Source organism: Synechococcus sp. WC101, assembly GCF_047461555.1.
Taxonomy (GTDB): Bacteria; Cyanobacteriota; Cyanobacteriia; order Thermostichales; family Thermostichaceae; genus Thermostichus.
Genome location: NZ_JANSHG010000036.1, coordinates 1 through 17,091, shown reverse-complemented (window position 1 = coordinate 17,091; position 17,091 = coordinate 1). Strand labels below are relative to the sequence as shown.

Annotated in this window: 15 protein-coding genes; 6 read left to right on the top strand and 9 right to left on the bottom strand. The window is 61.3% G+C overall.

What is annotated here, in order from left to right; all coding sequences use genetic code 11:
- Nucleotides 1-65: 65 nt before the first annotated feature.
- The 4 genes from NW809_RS04145 to NW809_RS04130 form a co-directional block, all read right to left on the bottom strand.
- Nucleotides 66-902, bottom strand: coding sequence for a universal stress protein (locus NW809_RS04145; protein WP_414401587.1), 837 nt, complete (start codon nt 900-902; stop codon nt 66-68).
- A 101-nt stretch (nt 903-1,003) separates the two neighbouring features.
- On the bottom strand, nt 1,004-1,858 hold the full coding sequence (locus NW809_RS04140) for a hypothetical protein (RefSeq protein ID WP_414401586.1): 855 nt from the start codon (nt 1,856-1,858) through the stop codon (nt 1,004-1,006).
- Between the two features lie 98 nt (nt 1,859-1,956).
- Nucleotides 1,957-3,093 carry a hypothetical protein gene (locus NW809_RS04135; protein ID WP_414401585.1) on the bottom strand — a complete coding sequence of 379 codons (1,137 nt, stop codon included), beginning with the start codon at nt 3,091-3,093 and terminating at the stop codon, nt 1,957-1,959.
- Complete coding sequence (locus tag NW809_RS04130) at nt 3,090-4,712, bottom strand: hypothetical protein (protein ID WP_414401584.1); 1,623 nt, start codon at nt 4,710-4,712, stop codon at nt 3,090-3,092. The genes NW809_RS04135 and NW809_RS04130 overlap by 4 nt, the downstream gene beginning before the upstream one ends.
- A gap of 307 nt (nt 4,713-5,019) precedes the next feature.
- Here NW809_RS04130 and NW809_RS04125 point away from each other — a divergent pair, with 307 nt between their 5' ends.
- The 3 genes from NW809_RS04125 to NW809_RS04115 all read left to right on the top strand — a co-directional run bounded on the left by NW809_RS04125 (nt 5,020) and on the right by NW809_RS04115 (nt 9,829).
- The gene (locus NW809_RS04125) at nt 5,020-5,400 is read left to right on the top strand and encodes a cupin domain-containing protein (RefSeq protein ID WP_414401588.1); all 381 of its coding nucleotides are present in this window, start codon (nt 5,020-5,022) and stop codon (nt 5,398-5,400) included.
- Nucleotides 5,401-5,547: 147 nt separating this feature from the next.
- Entirely contained in the window at nt 5,548-7,485 is a 1,938-nt protein-coding gene (locus NW809_RS04120; protein WP_414401583.1) for a cellulose biosynthesis cyclic di-GMP-binding regulatory protein BcsB, read from the top strand.
- Between the two features lie 49 nt (nt 7,486-7,534).
- Entirely contained in the window at nt 7,535-9,829 is a 2,295-nt protein-coding gene (locus tag NW809_RS04115; protein WP_414401582.1) for a glycosyltransferase family 2 protein, read from the top strand.
- 57 nt (nt 9,830-9,886) lie between these two features.
- On the opposite strand, the gene NW809_RS04110 is transcribed toward NW809_RS04115, so the two are convergent.
- On the bottom strand, nt 9,887-10,246 hold the full coding sequence (locus NW809_RS04110) for a hypothetical protein (protein ID WP_414401581.1): 360 nt from the start codon (nt 10,244-10,246) through the stop codon (nt 9,887-9,889).
- A 260-nt stretch (nt 10,247-10,506) separates the two neighbouring features.
- On the bottom strand, nt 10,507-12,234 hold the full coding sequence (locus tag NW809_RS04105) for an alkaline phosphatase D family protein (RefSeq protein WP_414401580.1): 1,728 nt from the start codon (nt 12,232-12,234) through the stop codon (nt 10,507-10,509).
- A 264-nt stretch (nt 12,235-12,498) separates the two neighbouring features.
- Here NW809_RS04105 and clpS point away from each other — a divergent pair, with 264 nt between their 5' ends.
- Nucleotides 12,499-12,780 carry an ATP-dependent Clp protease adapter ClpS gene (clpS, locus tag NW809_RS04100; protein WP_011431300.1) on the top strand — a complete coding sequence of 94 codons (282 nt, stop codon included), beginning with the start codon at nt 12,499-12,501 and terminating at the stop codon, nt 12,778-12,780.
- A 15-nt stretch (nt 12,781-12,795) separates the two neighbouring features.
- Nucleotides 12,796-13,590 carry a CPBP family intramembrane glutamic endopeptidase gene (locus NW809_RS04095; protein ID WP_011431301.1) on the top strand — a complete coding sequence of 265 codons (795 nt, stop codon included), beginning with the start codon at nt 12,796-12,798 and terminating at the stop codon, nt 13,588-13,590.
- Nucleotides 13,591-13,650: 60 nt separating this feature from the next.
- Here the strand turns inward: NW809_RS04095 and NW809_RS04090 are convergent, their stop codons facing one another.
- Both NW809_RS04090 and NW809_RS04085 read right to left on the bottom strand, forming a co-directional pair.
- Nucleotides 13,651-15,138: a sodium:solute symporter family protein gene (locus NW809_RS04090; RefSeq protein ID WP_414401579.1), complete on the bottom strand. Its 1,488-nt coding sequence runs from the start codon at nt 15,136-15,138 to the stop codon at nt 13,651-13,653.
- On the bottom strand, nt 15,131-15,361 hold the full coding sequence (locus NW809_RS04085) for a hypothetical protein (RefSeq protein WP_011431304.1): 231 nt from the start codon (nt 15,359-15,361) through the stop codon (nt 15,131-15,133). Before NW809_RS04085 ends, NW809_RS04090 begins: the two co-directional genes overlap by 8 nt.
- Before the next feature lie 140 nt (nt 15,362-15,501).
- Here NW809_RS04085 and dprA point away from each other — a divergent pair, with 140 nt between their 5' ends.
- Nucleotides 15,502-16,653, top strand: a complete 1,152-nt coding sequence (gene dprA / locus NW809_RS04080; RefSeq protein ID WP_414401578.1) for a DNA-processing protein DprA — start codon at nt 15,502-15,504, stop codon at nt 16,651-16,653.
- Here the strand turns inward: dprA and NW809_RS04075 are convergent.
- Nucleotides 16,592-16,966 carry an SOS response-associated peptidase family protein gene (locus tag NW809_RS04075; protein WP_240531061.1) on the bottom strand — a complete coding sequence of 125 codons (375 nt, stop codon included), beginning with the start codon at nt 16,964-16,966 and terminating at the stop codon, nt 16,592-16,594. The two genes, dprA and NW809_RS04075, sit on opposite strands and share 62 nt — an antisense overlap.
- Nucleotides 16,967-17,091 lie beyond the last annotated feature (125 nt).

Sequence of the window (17,091 nt, the reverse complement as noted above, 5' to 3'; positions counted from 1 at the left end):
CGCCAGCAGCAAAGCGACCGCGTGACGGAGCGCCGTTCTATCCTGCCTTAGGGAGTGACCAGTCTCTAGTCTTGAGCAGACCGCACCATCAGCACTGGGCAGCCGATATGCACCCGCACGTAGTCGGAGACAGATCGTCCCAAGAGCCGATCCAAGTCGGGGATACTGCGGGCAATGCTGGGCCGGCGATCTGGGGATCCCATCACCAGCAGGTCGGCCTTGCTTTCTTCTGCCAGCCGGACAATCTCAGTGCCGGGATCCCCGACGGCAGTTAACACTCGGTGGCCAATTTGGTGACTTTTGAGGGTAGCGATTGCCCGGTCTAGGGTTTCGTCCCGAGCTTGGGCATCGGCATCCAGTTGCACAGAGGCTAGGAAAATCTGGGCTCCCGGGATGCCGGCCACTAGATCCAGGGCCGTGGCAAAGGCGGCCTGGGCGGCGGGGGAGTTGTTGAGGGCCACCATGACGTGGCTGGGGTATTTGACGTAGGCGTCGTCTTTGACCAGCAGCATGGGGCAGGAGGCGAGCTGGAACACGTATTGGCTGACCGAGTTCTGCAAAATGGCCATGAGGCGGTTGCGCCCCCGCGATCCCATCACGATCAGGGGATCGGGCAGGGACTCGGCCACCTGCAGCACCACCACCTTGGGATCCCCTTCCACCAGTTGGGTGGTGATTTTGACGCCGGGCTGGGCGGGAAAACTCTGCAGGGTTTTGGCCAGCAGCTCCTGCCCCTTTTGCCAGGCAGCTCGCATCTCCTCGGCAGAGGTCTGGGAAGGCACCGCATGCAGCAGGGTCACGTGGCACTGGGCAAAGGCCGGCAGAGACAGCAGCGTGTGCAGCATCTGCTCGGTGGGGCCGCTGCCGTCGATGGCGGCAATGATGTTCTCAAAGCGAGGCATGGGATCCGTTCTCCAGGCCAAGGTTTGCCAAGACTCATCCTAGATCTGGCTCTGGGGATCCCTGTTGCCGAGGTGGATATCCCGCAACATTTTGTTGGGTTTTAGTAACTTAGCCACACATAGCCGGTGAAGCCGCCGCCGGCATTGGTGTTGCGGCCCGTCAAAAACTGAAACCCGCCCAACCCCAGGGTCAGCCCCCCCTCTAGGCGCCAGTTGAGCTGGCCGGAAAGCTTGAGGTTGTCGTAGTCGGGATCCTGCACCGCCAGATCCCCAAAGAGCAGGGGGGCGCCGTTGCCGAGGGTGAAGTCGCCATCCAGGGCCACAATGGCCTGCACCTCAGGGCTGAGATCCGCTCCAAGGGTCAAATTGGCCTTGAGGCGGTCGCCCGGATAGCCCAGGTAATCCCGCAACGTCAGACAGGAGTCGAAAAAGGCGGGCAGGGATCCCAGCTCGACATTAGCCGCCGCTCCCAAGCTGAAGTCGTAGCCGAAAACCCCATAGCCCAGGGGCAGGGAGGTGTTCTGGGTGGCATATCCCGGCGGGATCAGGGCCGTCAATTGCGCCGAGAAAAAGGGATCCCCCTCTCCCCAGGTGTGGCGCAGGCCCAGCTCCAGATCCCGCAGGCCCTGGTTGCGCTGGGTCACGAGCTGGTCGCCGCTGGCGAAGCGGTTTTCCAGGAAAACATAGCTGGTGTTGAGGTTGAGGGTGAGGCGATCGCTGAGGCCGGTTTCGGCAAACAGGTTGAGGCGGGTCTCGCCGTACTCTGAAGGGGCCTGCTGCAGGCGTCCCCCCTGGTCAAAGCGGGTGCGGGGTTGGTACACCTCGGGCTGGAGGGAAAAAAACGTCTGACCTGCCCCGCGCGGAAAGCCACAGCCCGCCCAGGCCGGCAGCTCCCACCCCCCCAGGGCAAGACCCAGGGCCAGCAGCCAGCTTCTGGTAATTGCAAAAGGCTTCATCTAGGGATCCCTCTCTTCTTTTCCCGGCAACAGCAGCGCCGCCGAGGGGGATTGTATCGGCAGAAGGCCGCTTTGGGCCGTCGCCCACAGGGCTTTCCCTACACCCCCTGGGCCACAGCCGGCAAACCCACGCGGGCCCGAAATTGCCCCGCTGCCGTCAGCGCTCCATAGGGATCCCCTTTGTAGAGGCCGTAGTGCATCAGGGACAGGCGCCGCAGCCCCAGTTGCGACACCTCCTGCAGCCAGTCGGGCCGGCTCATGATCTCAAAATCCACCTGGACGGTGTCGGCCCGGCCGCCGTTGGGATGTTTGTCCTTAATCGAGGGCTCGTAGTGGGCCAGCATCAAGTTGCGGTGGATGGGGGCAAAGAGGCGGCAGCAGAGACGGATCTGCTCCGGGTTGCCCGGATCCGGGCCGTTCAGCTCCGGGTTAAACTCCCCCGGCCGCCGCTGGCGCATCGACTGGAAGGCGATCCCGTCCATCTGGCTCATCGTCTCGGCAAAAGGCGCCACCATGCTGCGGCCTGCCCCGCGGCGTGGGTCGTCGAAGGTGGCAATCCAGCCGCCCCAGCAGAGGGCCACCTCGGCCTCTGGCAGACGCTCCTTGATGGCCTGGCGAGCCCGCAAGACGTTGTCCATGAGGGCGCGGTAGTAGGGGGCGGTGTCGGCATTGTAGGCATCGGCGGGGATGCGCCAGTAGGAAAACTCGGTGGCCAGGCTCCAGTAGGTGGGGCGGCCTTGGGGATTGGCTTGAGCAACATACCCGGCCAGCTCGGCCACGTCCTGGACAAACTGCGGCGAGATGTGGTAGTCGCCGCAGGGGCGGTTGGTGTCGTCTTCCCAGGTGATGATGTGCAGGCTGTAGCCCCGCTCAAACCACTGCCGCAAAAGCCCCGCCTGGTGCCAGTTGCGCCAGAAGGAGAGATCCCCCTGGCGGTGATCAAAGCTGTTCAGCCAGCCGCTCAGGAAATGGGGATCCCACCCCTGCGCCACTGCCGCCACCTGCGGATCCGACTCGATTTCCCAGAGGAAGCGACCGGGATCCTCGCCAATGCCCACCTCCCAGCGGGCCAGCAGCTCGGCCAAGCTCAGGCTTCCAGGCTCGCTATTTTCCGAGCTGCGGTTCCCTTGCGGCCCCAAAAGTGCTTGACCGCAGCCGCCCATCCCATAGCCGGCCAGCAGCGCTCCGCCCATCTGCAGCACCTGTCGTCGCCGCCATTGCCGTCTCCAGATCATCCCGTTTCCTCCCGAGGCTCTGCCTGGCGGGCCCACAGCCGCACTTGGGGGGAGCTATAAACCTCCCTGAAGCCCGGCAGCCCCTCAAAATTGAGCTCAGGCCAAAATTGCAGGATGCGATCGGCGCTCCGCAAGGGATCCGCCAGCCCCGCTACCAAGAGGTAGTCCACCCTTTCCTGGGGATGCTGAAGGGCCAGGGCAAACTCGTACTGGTGAGGAGTAAGGAAAGAGCGGGGATCCCTTGCCCAAAAGATAGCCTCAAAGTGGATGTCGTCGTCCACCAGCACCTTCTCGCCGGGCAAGAGGTGGCGGCGAAGGTATTGACCCACCCGACGCTTCTCCTGCCGCTGCCGGCGCCAGGCTTCTAGAGCTTGCCCGCTAGAGGTGACTTCATACAGCTCCTGGGCAGCTTCCAACTCGCGGCTGAGGGGCGCCACCCCTGCCACCAGCCGCTCCCAGAGATCCCGCTCTTCTGCCACCAGCGGGGCCAAAAACCCCGGCTCTTGGCTTACCCCATAGCCACCGGTCAAGCAGTTCAGCCCCAAGAGGGCCGTGATCAGCAGACGCTTGGCCCAGCCGGGGCCGGCTCCGCGGCAGAGATAGGCCCTCATCAGCAACGGCAGCGGCACCCACAAAAGGCCAAAGCGGCTCAGCTCCGGCAGAAACAGCCCCTGCCCCAGCGAAGCCAAGAGGACCACCAGCGGCATCCCCCAGATCAAAGCCCACACCCGGCGGCCCAGCAGGGATCCCATCCCCAACAGGAGATAGGCAGGGGCCAGCACCGCCAGCCACTTCCCCAGCTCCACCAGCCCCCGCCAGCCGCCGGCCTGCTGCAGGTCTTCTCGCAACTGCGGCAGGCGCAGGCCGCTGCCCACCTGGTAGGTAAAAGCCCAGGGATCCCCTACTGCCAGCCAGTTGACATACAGCCAGCTCAGGATCAAGGCCAGGCTGATAAACCCGGCCACCAGCAGCGAGGTCCAGCGAAATCCCCAGGACTGTTGGCGAAAAGCCACCAGCAGCACTCCTGCCAGCCAGGGCAGCAGCCAGACATTTTCCCAGCGCAACACCATCAGGGGCCCCAGCGCCAGCCCAATGAGCAGCAGCCGCAGCGCAACGGGCAGCTCGCCAGAATCCGCCCCAGTCTCTGCCCTGGCCTGCTCCTCTTTACTCAAGGGAAACAGCAGGGCCATGTTCACCCCCACCAACCCTGCTGTGGCTGTCCAAACAGGGCTGCGCAGCAGCATCAAGATCAAAGTCGGCTGCACCACCATCAACAAACCCCACAGCCAGCGCCATCCCAGGCCGGCGGGCAGACGGCGCAACTGCTGCCCCACCCAGCCCACCAGCAGGGATCCCAAAATGGCCTGCAACAACAGCGGCGAGCGCCCCAAAATGGCCGTGGCCAGCACCAGGGAAGGGGGAAAAGTGGTGCCCACAATGGGCAGGCGCGGATCCGGCCCCAGGGCGGCTACGGATCCCTTGTAGCCAAGAAACTGCATCTCCAGGCTCACCCAGCCCCAGCCTTCCTTCAGCCCCCACAAGAGACCAGCCAGGAGCAGCAAGGGGATCCCTACCGGCGCAACGAGCCTCCAGAAGGCTTTAAGCTGAGTTGCAAACATAGATGCTTCACGAACAAACTTAGCTAAACTTCACAATTAGTTCTAGGAGACTTGAACACCTCATCGAATCCCAAGGAGTGACTTAATGCCAACAAGTTTCAGAAAAACTATTTGGGATCGATGGACGTGTTTTGGGATCCCTACAAAGCTAGACTAGTTTTCCCTTTTTTGAGGCGTTTTTTCTACGCATTTTGGCGTATTGGGTTCAGCAAGATGGTCGATGAACAGTGGCCGGGCTGCAGGTGAAGATAGGGAAGTCTTTGAACTGGAACAAGGTGTGACCTCAATGCTACAGTCTGTGCGGGACATGAACGACGCGGCAATTCCGGCGCTGGAGCTTTTGCCCTCCCAGGCTGAGACCCGCCCCTGGGGCTCCTTCTGCGTCTTGGATGAAGGCCCGATGTATAAGATCAAGCGCATCGAGGTCAAGCCCGGCCATCGCCTCAGCCTGCAGATGCACTACCACCGCAGCGAGCACTGGATCGTGGTTCGGGGTACGGCGCGCGTCACCCGGGGCGAGGAGGTAATGCTGCTCAACTCCAACGAATCCACCTACATTCCCCCCTGCACCAAGCACCGCCTGGAAAACCCCGGCACCCTTCCCTTGGTGTTGATCGAGGTGCAAAACGGGGAATACCTGGGCGAGGACGACATCGTGCGCTTTGAGGACGACTACGCCCGCCAGTAAAGGGATCCCCTGGGCATCCGAATCCACGATTTGTGCGTACAGACCCCGAAAGCTTACAGATTTCTGCATGTCGGGCAAACCTGGGTCAGGTAGGCCAAGGGGCTTGCCTGCCTTAAACAAGTTGGGGATCAACAAGAGGGGGTCAAGGTGACGCAGAAGGCAAGGCAGTGGGCTTTGTGGATTGCCGGTTTGCTTTGGTGTTGCGGGCCGACGGCTGCCCAGGCAGCGGAAACCATCTCTCTGCAAAGGTTGGGCTACGACCGCTCGGTGCTGCTGCAGGGATCCAACCCGCGCCTGGATGTTACTGTCCCTGCCCCCCTCAACGGCCTTGACCCCGAGGCCAGCTTTGTGCAGTTGCGCCTGGATCCCTCGCCGGTGCTCAAGCCCACGTCCACGGTGCGGGTGCTGATCAACGAGGAGCTAATGGGCCTTTTTCTGGTGCGGGACCTGCGGCAGGAGCCGGTGGTGCGGGTGCCCATCCCCAGCTTGGCCGCTGGCGAGCGCTTTATCACCTTGTCGGTGCAGCCTTTCCTGAGCATCAGCGACGATATTTGCGCCGACTTGAATACCGGCAATTTGCTGCTGACGGTAGGGCGGGATAGTTTCTTTGAGCTGGCGCCCCTCGTTCCTGATGCCACGGTGGCCGGTTTTCTGGGCCGGCTGTACCCTCAGGTTACTTTGGTAGTGCCGGCCAATCCTTCCTCTGAGACGGCGGAAGCAGCTCTGTGGCTGTACAGCCTCCTTTCTCACCTGTTTCCGCAAACGCCCATCCTGTGGAGCAATCGTCCGGCGCAAGGGCCACAGGTGATCTTGGAGCCGGCGGACTTCACCCCCCACTTGCAGCATCAGGTTACTCCAGAGGGATCCCGCCTGCGAGTGGCCGCCCGCCGGGAAGCTATTCTTGCTCTCTATGAAGAATGGAAGCGGGCGGGGCTGGTCAGCCGCGGCATCCAGGTGACAAGGGTGGCGGATCTGGAGAGAGCGCTCAGGGCCAACCGCCTCAGCCTGCGAGAGCTGGGGATCGTGGATCCCATGTTGCGGGGGTTTGGCAGCCAGTCTTTGGTCTTCAACTTCAACCTGTCCCAATTGGGGGGGCGGCCGCGGGATCTGGCGGCGCAACTGGATGTGATCATGAACCCGGTCGATGGCCGAGTGGGGGATCGTCTCACCGGCTACGTGTTCTTGAATGGCGTTCTGTTGCGCACCTACAACCTAACCGGGCGCACCCAGCTCAACGAGACCGTAATCCTGCCCACCCGCCTGCTGCGCCGCTTTAATCAACTGGAGCTCCGCTTTGACTATGGCGCCAGCCCCGGTAATTGCCAGGGATCCCTGACCCCGCTGACTTTGCAAGTGCGTTCCGATAGCTCTGGCCTTCTCTGGAGCGGCTACCAAGCCCCTAGCGGCGAGCTGCAGGAGATCCCGGCGGTGCTGCAGGGATCCGGACGGGTTGGGCTGGGGGATCCCCAACTGCTGCCGGCTGCCGCCTACCTGGTCGGTGCCCTCAGCCGGCTGGCTGCCCGACCCCTGCTGCCCACCCTTGAGGTTTTGCCCAAAGAGGAAGCCAACCTGGAGACGGGGAACTTTGCCTGGCAGGTGATCGTGGCTGGGCCAGATCAGGTGGAGCTTAATAGCCCCATCCGGCTGGGATCCCAGTTTGAAATCATCAATCCCCTCAACCAGCAGGTGGCCTTGGCCGCTCAGCCTCAAGAAAACCTCGGCCTTTTGCAGTACTTTCTCCTGAAAGGTAAGCCGAACCTTTGGCTTTCCTGGTGGGGATCTGACCCGGCTTTGGCAGAGCGCCTCAGCCGCGGCCTTGCCGATCCGCGCACCCGCCTGGCCAACCAGCTACAGGGAAACGTGCTCACCGCCTATGCCGCTGCCCCCGATCTCACCCAAGTACAGAGCTGGGATCTCACGCCGGCAGGCTATCGAGTGCGCTACCGCGGTCGCCTCAACTGGCAGCTCCTTTTGTGGCAGTACCGCTTTTGGCTGGTGCTTTTGCTGGCCATCCTGCTGGCTGTGGGGGCATGGGACACCTATCGACGCTTGGCCCGGCGACCTGAGCCGCCAACCCCCTCTTAAGCCAAGCGAGAACCTAAGATTCGCCTAGAATTAACCTGATTTTGAGCTTATGTTAACGCTGATCGAATACTGGTTGGTGCGCACAGGCTGTCTAACCCAGGAGCAGTTGGCAAAGGCTTATCGCTATCAAAAACAAGCTGATTGTTCCCTGCCGCGGGCCCTCTGGAGCTTGAGGGCAATGCACCCCCGTCAGTTTGCTCGCCTCTGCTGTCAGATCTTGGAGCGGCCCAAGCTGAGGAGCTGGTTGCTCGGGCATCCCCTCGACCTAGAGCTGCCTTGGCTGATCGAGCCTATCGATCTGGTGCCGGTGCGCTTTCTGCCCTGTGGCTGGCTCGACCCGCGAACCGTAGTGGTTGCTACCGAGGAGCCGGGCCATCCCATTGTCTGGCAAAATGTCAAGCGCCTCTGCCCCGAAGCCGATCGGATGTGGGAGATCCCGGCCACCGAAAAACAGATTCTGACCGCCCTCATTGAACGCAAGCTGGCCGCCGAGCTGCTGGGCAGCCGTCTTACCTTAGAGCAGTGGCAGCAGGCTTTGGAGATCCGCCGCCGCACCGGCTCCAGCCTGGGGCAGGTGCTGACCCGGCTCAGCTACCTTTCCACGCCGGAGTACCTGAGCATTCTCACTCAGTTGTTAGGGTATCCGACAGTGTCTAAGTTGATAGGGACAGGGCTGCTTCATCGGGAGGAGAATCTGAGCCAACAGTTTGATCCTGAGCTGATGATGCGCCACCTGTTCTACCCCCTAGCCTGGGCAGATGAAAATGCTCTGATGGTGATGGTGAATGACCCCCTGGACTGGGCGGTGGATGAGATCCTCTACGCTTGGCGGCCAGGCTTGCGTATTGAAAAAGTTCTGGGCACCGAGCAGGATATCACGCAGCTTCTCAGCCAGGATCAAGGACCTAAGCTGAGCCAAGAAGCTGTGTACAAGCTCATGGCCCGCCTGCCGGAGGAATCGGCCTCGCGGGTGTTTACTCCTTCTCAGATTGCAGTGGGCTACGGCCTGCTGCTGCTATTTCTATTGGGGTTGGCCACTGCTCCCTGGACGACTCTGACCATTTTGGTGCTGCTGATCAATCTTTTTTACGTCGCTTCGATCCTGTTCAAACTGCTGCTCAGCCTAGTGGGATCCGCCGATCGCTTCCACCAGATTACCGATGAAGAAGTGGCCGCCCTCGATGACCGCACCTTGCCCATCTACACCATCCTGGTGCCGGTCTACAAAGAGCCGGAAGTAATGCCGATTTTGATCAAGTCTCTCTCTAAGCTGGATTACCCCCATGAGCGCTTAGATGTGCTCATCTTGCTAGAAGAAAACGACCGCGCCACCATTGAGGCGGCCCGGGCTGCCAAGCCCCCCCGCTACGTGCGCCTGCTGCTGGTACCGGATAGCAAGCCCAAGACCAAACCCAAAGCCTGCAACTACGGCCTGGCCTTTGCCCGTGGCGAATATCTCACCATCTACGACGCTGAAGATATTCCTGACCCAGATCAACTCAAAAAAGCGGTCATCGCCTTCCAGAAAGGGGATCCCAGCTTGGTCTGCGTCCAGGCTGCTCTCAATTACTTCAACCGCAACGAGAACTTCCTCACCCGCATGTTTACGCTGGAGTATTCCTACTGGTTTGACTACCTCCTGCCAGGCTTGGAAACTCTGAAAATGCCCATCCCCCTGGGAGGCACGAGCAACCATTTCCGCACTGACCGCCTGCGGGAATTGCAGGGATGGGATCCCTTTAACGTTACCGAAGACGCCGATCTAGGCATCCGCGCTAGCCAGCACGGCTACACGGTGGGGGTGATCAACTCCACCACCTACGAAGAGGCCAACTGTGCCGTTAAAAACTGGATCCGGCAGCGCTCCCGCTGGATCAAGGGCTACATGCAGACTTGGCTAGTCCACAACCGCCACCCCCTGCGCTCGTTGCGCAAACTGGGCCTTAAAAACTGGCTGGCCTACCAGTTTTTCATAGGGGGCAGCTTCTTGACCTTCCTCACCAGCCCCATTATGTGGCTGCTCTTTTTCTATTGGCTGCTCACCCGTGCTCATTGGCTGCAAAACATTTTCCCCAGTTGGCTGATCTACCTAGGCTTGTTCAACCTCCTGGTAGGAAATGCCATCGGGATCTACTTGAACTTGGTGGCTGTCTTCCGACGCGGCTACTACGATCTGGCCTTCTATGCCCTGCTCAACCCCATCTATTGGCAGCTCCACTCCATTGCAGCCTATATGGCCCTGTGGCAGCTTTTTACCAAGCCCTTCTACTGGGAGAAGACCGTCCATGGCATAAGCAAGTTTACCCACGCCAAAGTGCAAGAAGCCACCCAGAAAGCAGGCTAGGCTGCTGACTTGGCTTTCCAAGCCGTGGGGACGAAGTTAAGGACAGCCGGCGCCCCTTTAGAAGCTGTAGTCCGAATCTACAATCACAGCGCAACCACGCGGGTGGAGACAGCTAGCCATAATCACCTTAACGGCAAAGTTTCCCTCGTAGGGTGCTTGCACGATGGGGAAATCGTCCAGGAGTTCGTCTGTAGCCACCACTTGACCACTGGCATCGTAAAGCACCAGATCCACATCGAAGCAATCCCGATCACACTGCGCCCAGATGTTTTCACCTTGGTAGAAGTAGCCTGTAACTACTGTCGATTGTCCATGAAAAAGCCATAAACTACGGCTCTGAGCCCAGGCGGCAGCACCCCCGACAACCGCGGCTGCCCCTATCAGGCTTGCCATCAACCAGCCCCGCACCGAAGCCATAGGAATGCCCTCCTTACTGAAGAACGGAGAAAGAATGGATTTGGCTACAGGGATCCACCTCAACACCCACACTCTAGCAGCCAACTCTGTTTCTCTCGAATGATCCAGATCACGTTAAGGATCCCATGTTGAAAATCGCAAAAAAGAGTTACAAAAAAGGGATCCCGACCAGAGCGGGGATCCCTTGATTTCGATCAGAGTAGGGTGGATAAAATCTGCCTAAAGCCCTCTATTTTTCTAGGCCGGAGCTGTCTAGCTCCTCACTGGGGCAGAATCAGTTCTCCGCGGCGTCCCAGGGGATCGGTCAGAACACTGCCGGTGGGGCCTTTGATCTGAATGGTGCAGCGGCTGCCGGAGACTTCGATGACGTTGTAGTTGGGCACCGCCAGCTCCAAAAAGCGCAGGTTGCCCGTCGTGACGCCAGGGATCCCGCTCACCTCTGGATTGGCAGGGTTCACAGGGGCGAGAAAGCCATTCAGAATCCGGTAGTAGAGGCGGCTGGCGTTGGGGATCCCAAGGCGATTTCCCTCCTCGTCGATACTTAAAGCCGTAACGCTGCGCCCGGTGGGGCCAGTCCATACTTCCCAAATGGGGTTGCTGCTGCCGGGGTTGACCTGGCCGATAAAGCCGGCGTGGTTGTTGCCCGTCAAGAACACCACGTTGCGGATGTTGTTGCGCTCGATAAAGTCGATCACCTCCTGCCGCTCCAGCCAATAGCCCTCCCACACGTCGTTGGAGCGGAAATAGGTCACTGTGATGGGAAACTCGCTGACGATGAACTTGTAGGTGGCAGTGGAGTTGCGCAGGCCGTTGAACAGCCACTGCTTCTGCGGCTCTCCCAAGAGGGTGCGCGGCGTGCGGCGCAGCAGGTTAAACAGGGCTTGCTCGGATCCCGGCGGGCCAAAGAAAAGGGTCTCCTGCTCGGGCGTGAGGCGGATGCCGGCCAGCTCCAAAAAGCGCTGACGAGTCAGGCCAGGGGGCAAGATGGGCAGGATCGGGGTCACGGCAGCCAAGTCGCGGTACTGGCGCAGGTCGAGGATGAAGACTTCGGCGTTGGCGCCGTAGCGGAAGCTGCGAAACAGCCGATCCCGGCTATCTACCCCCGGCACATCCGTCAAGTTGGGGGTGATGGGGTTGTACTCAAAAAAGGCCTGGTAGCCCAGCACCCTGAAATCTTCCACATCGCGGGTTTGCCCGGTGGTGTCGTTGAGCTGGACGGCGCGGCCGCCGCGGGCCTTCTGGCCGCTGTAGTTGTCGATTACCTCGTGGTCATCCCAGTTGACGACAAAGGAGGTACGACTGAACAGTTGCGGGAACTCCGGCCCGGCATACTTGGGATCCCGCTGATCCCGATAGAGGCTGCGGTAAAACTCCAGGTTGCCGATGGGATCCAGCCCCAGCCAAAAGCGATCCGCGTAAACGGTGTCGCCGTTGAAGGAGATGAAATCGATATCGCCGCGGTTAACCTCGGCCAATAGGGCTGCCCCAATGGGAAAAGGAGGCTCATTGGCGCAGCTAATGTGCAAGAAGCGGATGGGCCGCCCATCGCCCGCAGCCGGCAGGGTGCGGAACTGGCCCACAGGGCTGGTAAGCCCCTCGCTGACAAAACGGTAGAAATAGCGCTGCGCCGGCCTCAGGCCGGTAACGACGGCCCGGGCAATGTAGTCGCCCGGCTCGGTGCGGTAGTTGCGACCGGCCACGCGGCGGGCAGTCAGCGAAACCTGCTGCAGAATGGGGCTGAACTCGGCATTTTCCGCCACCTGCAGCGTCACCGCCACCGTATCCACGCTGCTAGCCGGCACCACCCGCGTGGAAAGCACCGCCCCCTCAGCGGTGGGATCCCCGGCAAACACCCCTTGGGGAAATCCGGGCTCTCCCAGCGGCGGGATGGAAGAACTGGAGTTGCCCCCACAGGCGGCCAGGGCAGCTGCCCCACCGCCAAACATCAGCAACTGCAGGAAAAAGCGACGGGAACGCAGGGAACTCATACAGCTAACCTCGGCGACGCAGGCAAATGTAAAGGGATCCGCAACAACGGCCAACCGCCCTCAGTCAAGCATTTTTGCGCCCAAACTGAGGTTGTGGGCCGGTGAAAACTGGGTTAGCTTCTGTTTAAGAACGCCGACCTCCGTGCGCCGGCTTTTCACAACCCTTGCTGAGAAGGCTAAAATTCCATTAAGGTTTTTTGCTTTTTGGCTCTGTTTTCCGGTTTTGCGTTCTAGAACCTCTTGTTGACCCAAGGAGGGATCGTCGTGGCTACGGAGACTCTGGTTAAGCCTTCTGTAACCCCGAAGCACATGCCCATGTACCGGGTGTTGCTGCACAACGACGATGTCAACACCATGGAGTACGTGGTGCAGGTGCTGGTGAAGGTGATCCCATCGATGCTGCCGCCGCAAGCCACCGAAATCATGCTGGAAGCCCACAACAACGGCGTTGCTGTGGTCATCGTGGTGCCGCGGGAGCATGCGGAGTTTTACTGCGAGCAGTTGCGCCAGCACGGCCTCACCAGCTCGATCGAGCCGGAACGCTAACTAGGAGCGGGTTGGGTGGGCCTGCAGATTGCCAGACTAAAAGCTTTTCCATTTCCGCTGCGCCTGTTGCTGTTTTTGGGGATCCCCCTTTTGGCCTGGCTGCCGTGGGTCGGCCTAGGGGGGTTTTTCTTTGGGCGAGAGTACCTCTGGCTGCCGCTGTATGCCCTGCTGCTCCTTTGGCTGTGGCTGTGGGGATCCGGGTTTGCCGCCTATGGCTTAGACAAGAGTTGGGCCTGCCGGGCTGGGATCCTCTGGGGCCTGGGGATGGGTGTTGGCGGGCTTTTTCTGCTCTTTGGCCTAGAGGGTGCCCTGGGCTGGCTGAGCTGGCAGCCGGTGGCAGGGGGATCCCTGCTCGGCTATGGCTTGCTGGGGTTAGGGGTGGGCCTGGCGGTGGCGCTGGCGGAAGAGCTGTTGTTCCGCGGTTGGCTGCTGCAGGAGATGGCCTTGGACTACGGCTGGACAAGCGCTCTGTGGGGATCCAGCCTTCTCTTTGCTTTGGCCCATTTCTTAAAGCCGCTGGCGGAGATTCTCGCCACCTGGCCCCAGTTTCCGGGGCTATGGCTGATGGGCTTGCTGCTGGCCCAGGCCAAGGTGTGGAACCAAAACAAGCTAGGACTCAGCCTGGGGCTGCACGCCGGCTGGGTGTGGGGCATCACCTGGGTCAACAACTTGGCTTGGATCGAATACACCGGCAAAGCGCCAGAGTGGCTCACCGGCATCGGCGGCAACCCGCTGGCCGGCTTGATGGGCCTGTTCTTCCTAGTCGGCACCTTCCTTGTTCTCAAGAGGTTGGCTGCCGGCAGAAGCTGAGCAGCGCCGCAGCATCTCTCCTCTCCCTGAGGGAGAGGGGCTGGGGGTGAGGGCCGCCATCTAGGTCGAGACAACTGAAGATTCCGGGATCCCTTCCTCCGCCCAAGGGCCGTTCTCATAGTAGGCGGCCACCCTCTCCCGGTCGGGCTGGGTTAGCAGGCTGACCACCACCAGCACGGCTGTGCCGGCGACCACCGCCGGGATGACCGGCAGCCAGCCGCCCGTCCAGCCTTTGGGCAACAGGCCCGACAGCCAGCCCAAGGTGAGGCCGCTGGAGACCAAAGCTCCGGCCACGGCCCCGGCGCGAGTCGCCCGCTTCCAGTACAGGCCGGCGATCAAGACGGGAAAGAGCATGGCGTTGCCCTGGAAGCTCCAGGTGGCAATCTGGGCAATCAGCCCCGGCGGCCTGACGGCAATGGCAAAGGAGACCAGCCCAATCCCCAGCACCACCCAGCGGCCCAACAGCTCCTCCTGGTGCGGGGAAAGCGGGCGCTTGAGGAAGGTGACCACCAGATCCCGCGTCACTAGGGAGCTGGCCGTGAGCAGTTGCGAGTCCGCCGTGGACATCAAAGCCGCCAGCGCGGCTGTAATCACCACTGCCGCCACGCCGCTGGGCAAGCTCTGCAACATCAGCGGCATGATCTGGTCCGGCTGCTGCAGGTTAGGAAAAGCCAGCCGGCCCCAGACGCCAATGAGGGCTGCCGGGAAAAACACCAGCAGAATGAGCAGCGGCCAGACCACCATCAGAGTCTGGAAGGGACGGGCACTTTTGGCCATGTAGAAGCGCTGGAAAAACTGGGGAAAAAGGGGCGTGGCCATGAAAAACAGCAGCTGGTTGCCAAGCAGCGTTTGCCAGCTCCAGCGCCCCTGCGGGCCGGGCAAGCTCAGCCAGGGATCCAACAGGCTGCCAGCCTCCTGGCCCCACCTCAAAGCCACTGCCACAAAAGCCACCACCATCCCCAAAACCAAGATGATCCCCTGCACCACGTCCGTCCAGACCACCGCCTGGGATCCGCCAAAGAGGACATAGGCCAAGATCACCAAGGCCACTACCACCGCCAGAGGCCAATAGGGGATCCCTTCTCCCAAAACAGCGGCCAGGGTGCGGGCTCCGCCAATGATCTGGATGCTGATGTAGGGGGCGGTAAACGTCAGGGCGCTCAGGCAATAGAGCAGGGCCAGGAGAGGGCTGTTGAAGCGGTGGCCAAAAAACTCGGAAGGGGTAATAAAGCCGAAGTGCCGAGCTGCCAGCCACACGCGGTAGCCTATCCAAAAAAACAGCCCCGAAATCAAGGCGGTGGTGACCCCCACCCCCAGAAAGATCCCCAGGCCGTGGGTGTAGGCATCTGCCGGCACGCCGAGGAAAGTAAAGGCGCTCAGCAGCGTCGCCAGCGTGGTCAAGGTCAAGGCCAGGGATCCCAGCCCCCGCCCCGCCAAGAAATAGCTCACGGGATCCTGGCCGCTGTGGCGGTAGCTCCACCAGCCAATGGCCGCCAACAGCAGCAGGTACACCCCAACCACACCCAAACTCAAAACCGTGTCACCCATCTCTAGGCCAGCAAACGCGCACAATGTAGAGGTTCAAGGGCACCAGCAGCAACATGGCCAACCCCGCCCCCCAGTACCAAGCCGGGATCCCCAATAGCTGCGGCTGGGCGGAGCGCACGCCCACCCAGGTCAATAGCCACAGCAGGGGATAGATCCCCCACACCCAAGCTTGCCGCAGCCGCCCAAAGCGCAAAAGGCCAGCGGCGGGATCCTGTTCGAGCATCCTCCGACCTCCTGCTGTGCAGGTGCATCTTCAGCGGGACTTCATTTTAAAGCAGGATGGCTCGATTAACCTGGTATTAGCCCCGCGGCAGGGTCGAGGCAGCCAGCCGCCGAGATTCCCCTTTTCGATGATCCAGAGACTTGAAATTGCTTTTTCCTTCCTCCCCCGCTGACAACGCCGGCAGGCCGGGATCCTGCCGCGGCGAACAAGAGCGGCCCTACTGGCTGGCTTGGGCGCAGATTAAGGGCATCGGCCCGCACCGGCTCAAACGGCTGGCGGAGTTTTTTGGATCCCTGAAGCAGGCCTGGCAGGCGGACGCCCTGGACCTGCAGCAGGTAGAAGGCATCGGCCCTACCTTGGCCCAGGCAATTGTCTCTGCCCGGCCTGGCCTCGATCCTGAGGAGATCCTGGAGCAGACCCAAAAGCCTGGGATCCCTTTCCTAACCCCGGCGGATCCCGGCTATCCGCCGCTGCTGTGGGAGCTGCCGGATCCGCCGCCCCTTCTCTATGTCTTAGGGGAATGCCCCGATTGGCAGCAGCCGGCCATTGCTGTTGTCGGCACCCGCGCCCCCACCTCCTACGGTCGGCTCTGGACTCAGAAAGTTAGTGCCGCCCTGGCAGAAGCCGGCTGTGTGGTGGTCTCGGGGCTGGCCACCGGGATCGACGGCATTGCCCACCAGGCCTGCCTAGAGGCAGGCGGCAAGACAGTGGCCGTGGTGGGAACGGGGGTGGATCAGGTTTACCCCGCCCACCATCGCTCCCTCTACCGGCGCATCTTGGAGCAAGGAGCCGTCCTCAGCGAATATCCTCCCGGCACGCCGCCGGCCAAGGAGCACTTTCCCCAGCGCAACCGCATCATCGCCGGCCTCTGCCGCGCCACCTTGGTGATGGAGGCCCCAGAGCGCTCGGGGGCGCTGATTACCGCCCACCTGGCCAACCACTACGGTCGGGAAGTGTACGCCCTACCGGGGAATATCGACACAGCGGCGGCCCGCGGCTGTCTGCAGCTCATCCGCAACGGCGCCGGCATGATCCTGGGGATTGAGGAGCTGCTCCAAGAGCTGGATTTGGTTCAGGGATCCCCTCCCCCAGAACAGCCCCCCTCCTTCGGCCCCAGCGATCCCCAGCAGCAGCTTCTCTGGCAGCTCCTGGGCAACGAAATCCTCAGCCTCGACGCCCTGGTCCAGGCCACCCAGATGGACATTGCCACCCTCTCCAGCACCCTGCTGCTTATGGAACTGGAAGGCTGGCTGGTGCAACTGCCGGGGATGCGCTACCAGCGGGCTCGCTGAGGTTGGATCCCTGCCCAGCTTCTCCGATGGGAGCACGACACGTGGGATCCTCGTGGCGCGGGTTGTTCACATGGGTGCTGACGGGGTAGGCGGCCATGGCCTCTGCCGGGTAGGGGCGGAGCAGGGGCAACAGCAGCTTGGGATCCCGCACCCGTGGATCCAGCCAGAGGTCGTAGTCGTTTTCCGTCAAAATGGCCGGCATCCGCTCGTGGAAAGGCTCCATCATGGCCGGCGTGTTGAGGATGGCGCAAGTTTCTATCTCCACCCCTTGTGGGCTGCGCCAGCGCTCCCAAATACCGGCAAAGGCAAACACAAGAGGATAGCTTGCTAGCCCCGCACTTGAGTGCGCGCCGGAAAAGCGCGCTAGCCACTTTAGTCGCTTACCCATGATGGGGGTCGTTGATATAGTTTCATAGCTCAAACAACCTCTTCCTGACT

What these genes read in the sequence shown, in the direction of transcription:
- NW809_RS04140 (WP_414401586.1), bottom strand. Translation starts at nt 1,858, where the DNA reads ATGAAGCCTTTTGCAATTACCAGAAGCTGGCTGCTGGCCCTGGGTCTT.
- NW809_RS04125 (WP_414401588.1), top strand. Translation starts at nt 5,020, where the DNA reads ATGAACGACGCGGCAATTCCGGCGCTGGAGCTTTTGCCCTCCCAGGCT.
- NW809_RS04090 (WP_414401579.1), bottom strand. Translation starts at nt 15,138, where the DNA reads ATGGGTGACACGGTTTTGAGTTTGGGTGTGGTTGGGGTGTACCTGCTG.
- NW809_RS04145 (WP_414401587.1), bottom strand. Translation starts at nt 902, where the DNA reads ATGCCTCGCTTTGAGAACATCATTGCCGCCATCGACGGCAGCGGCCCC.
- NW809_RS04135 (WP_414401585.1), bottom strand. Translation starts at nt 3,093, where the DNA reads ATGATCTGGAGACGGCAATGGCGGCGACGACAGGTGCTGCAGATGGGC.
- NW809_RS04130 (WP_414401584.1), bottom strand. Translation starts at nt 4,712, where the DNA reads ATGTTTGCAACTCAGCTTAAAGCCTTCTGGAGGCTCGTTGCGCCGGTA.
- NW809_RS04115 (WP_414401582.1), top strand. Translation starts at nt 7,535, where the DNA reads ATGTTAACGCTGATCGAATACTGGTTGGTGCGCACAGGCTGTCTAACC.
- NW809_RS04085 (WP_011431304.1), bottom strand. Translation starts at nt 15,361, where the DNA reads ATGCTCGAACAGGATCCCGCCGCTGGCCTTTTGCGCTTTGGGCGGCTG.
- NW809_RS04105 (WP_414401580.1), bottom strand. Translation starts at nt 12,234, where the DNA reads ATGAGTTCCCTGCGTTCCCGTCGCTTTTTCCTGCAGTTGCTGATGTTT.
- NW809_RS04110 (WP_414401581.1), bottom strand. Translation starts at nt 10,246, where the DNA reads ATGGCTTCGGTGCGGGGCTGGTTGATGGCAAGCCTGATAGGGGCAGCC.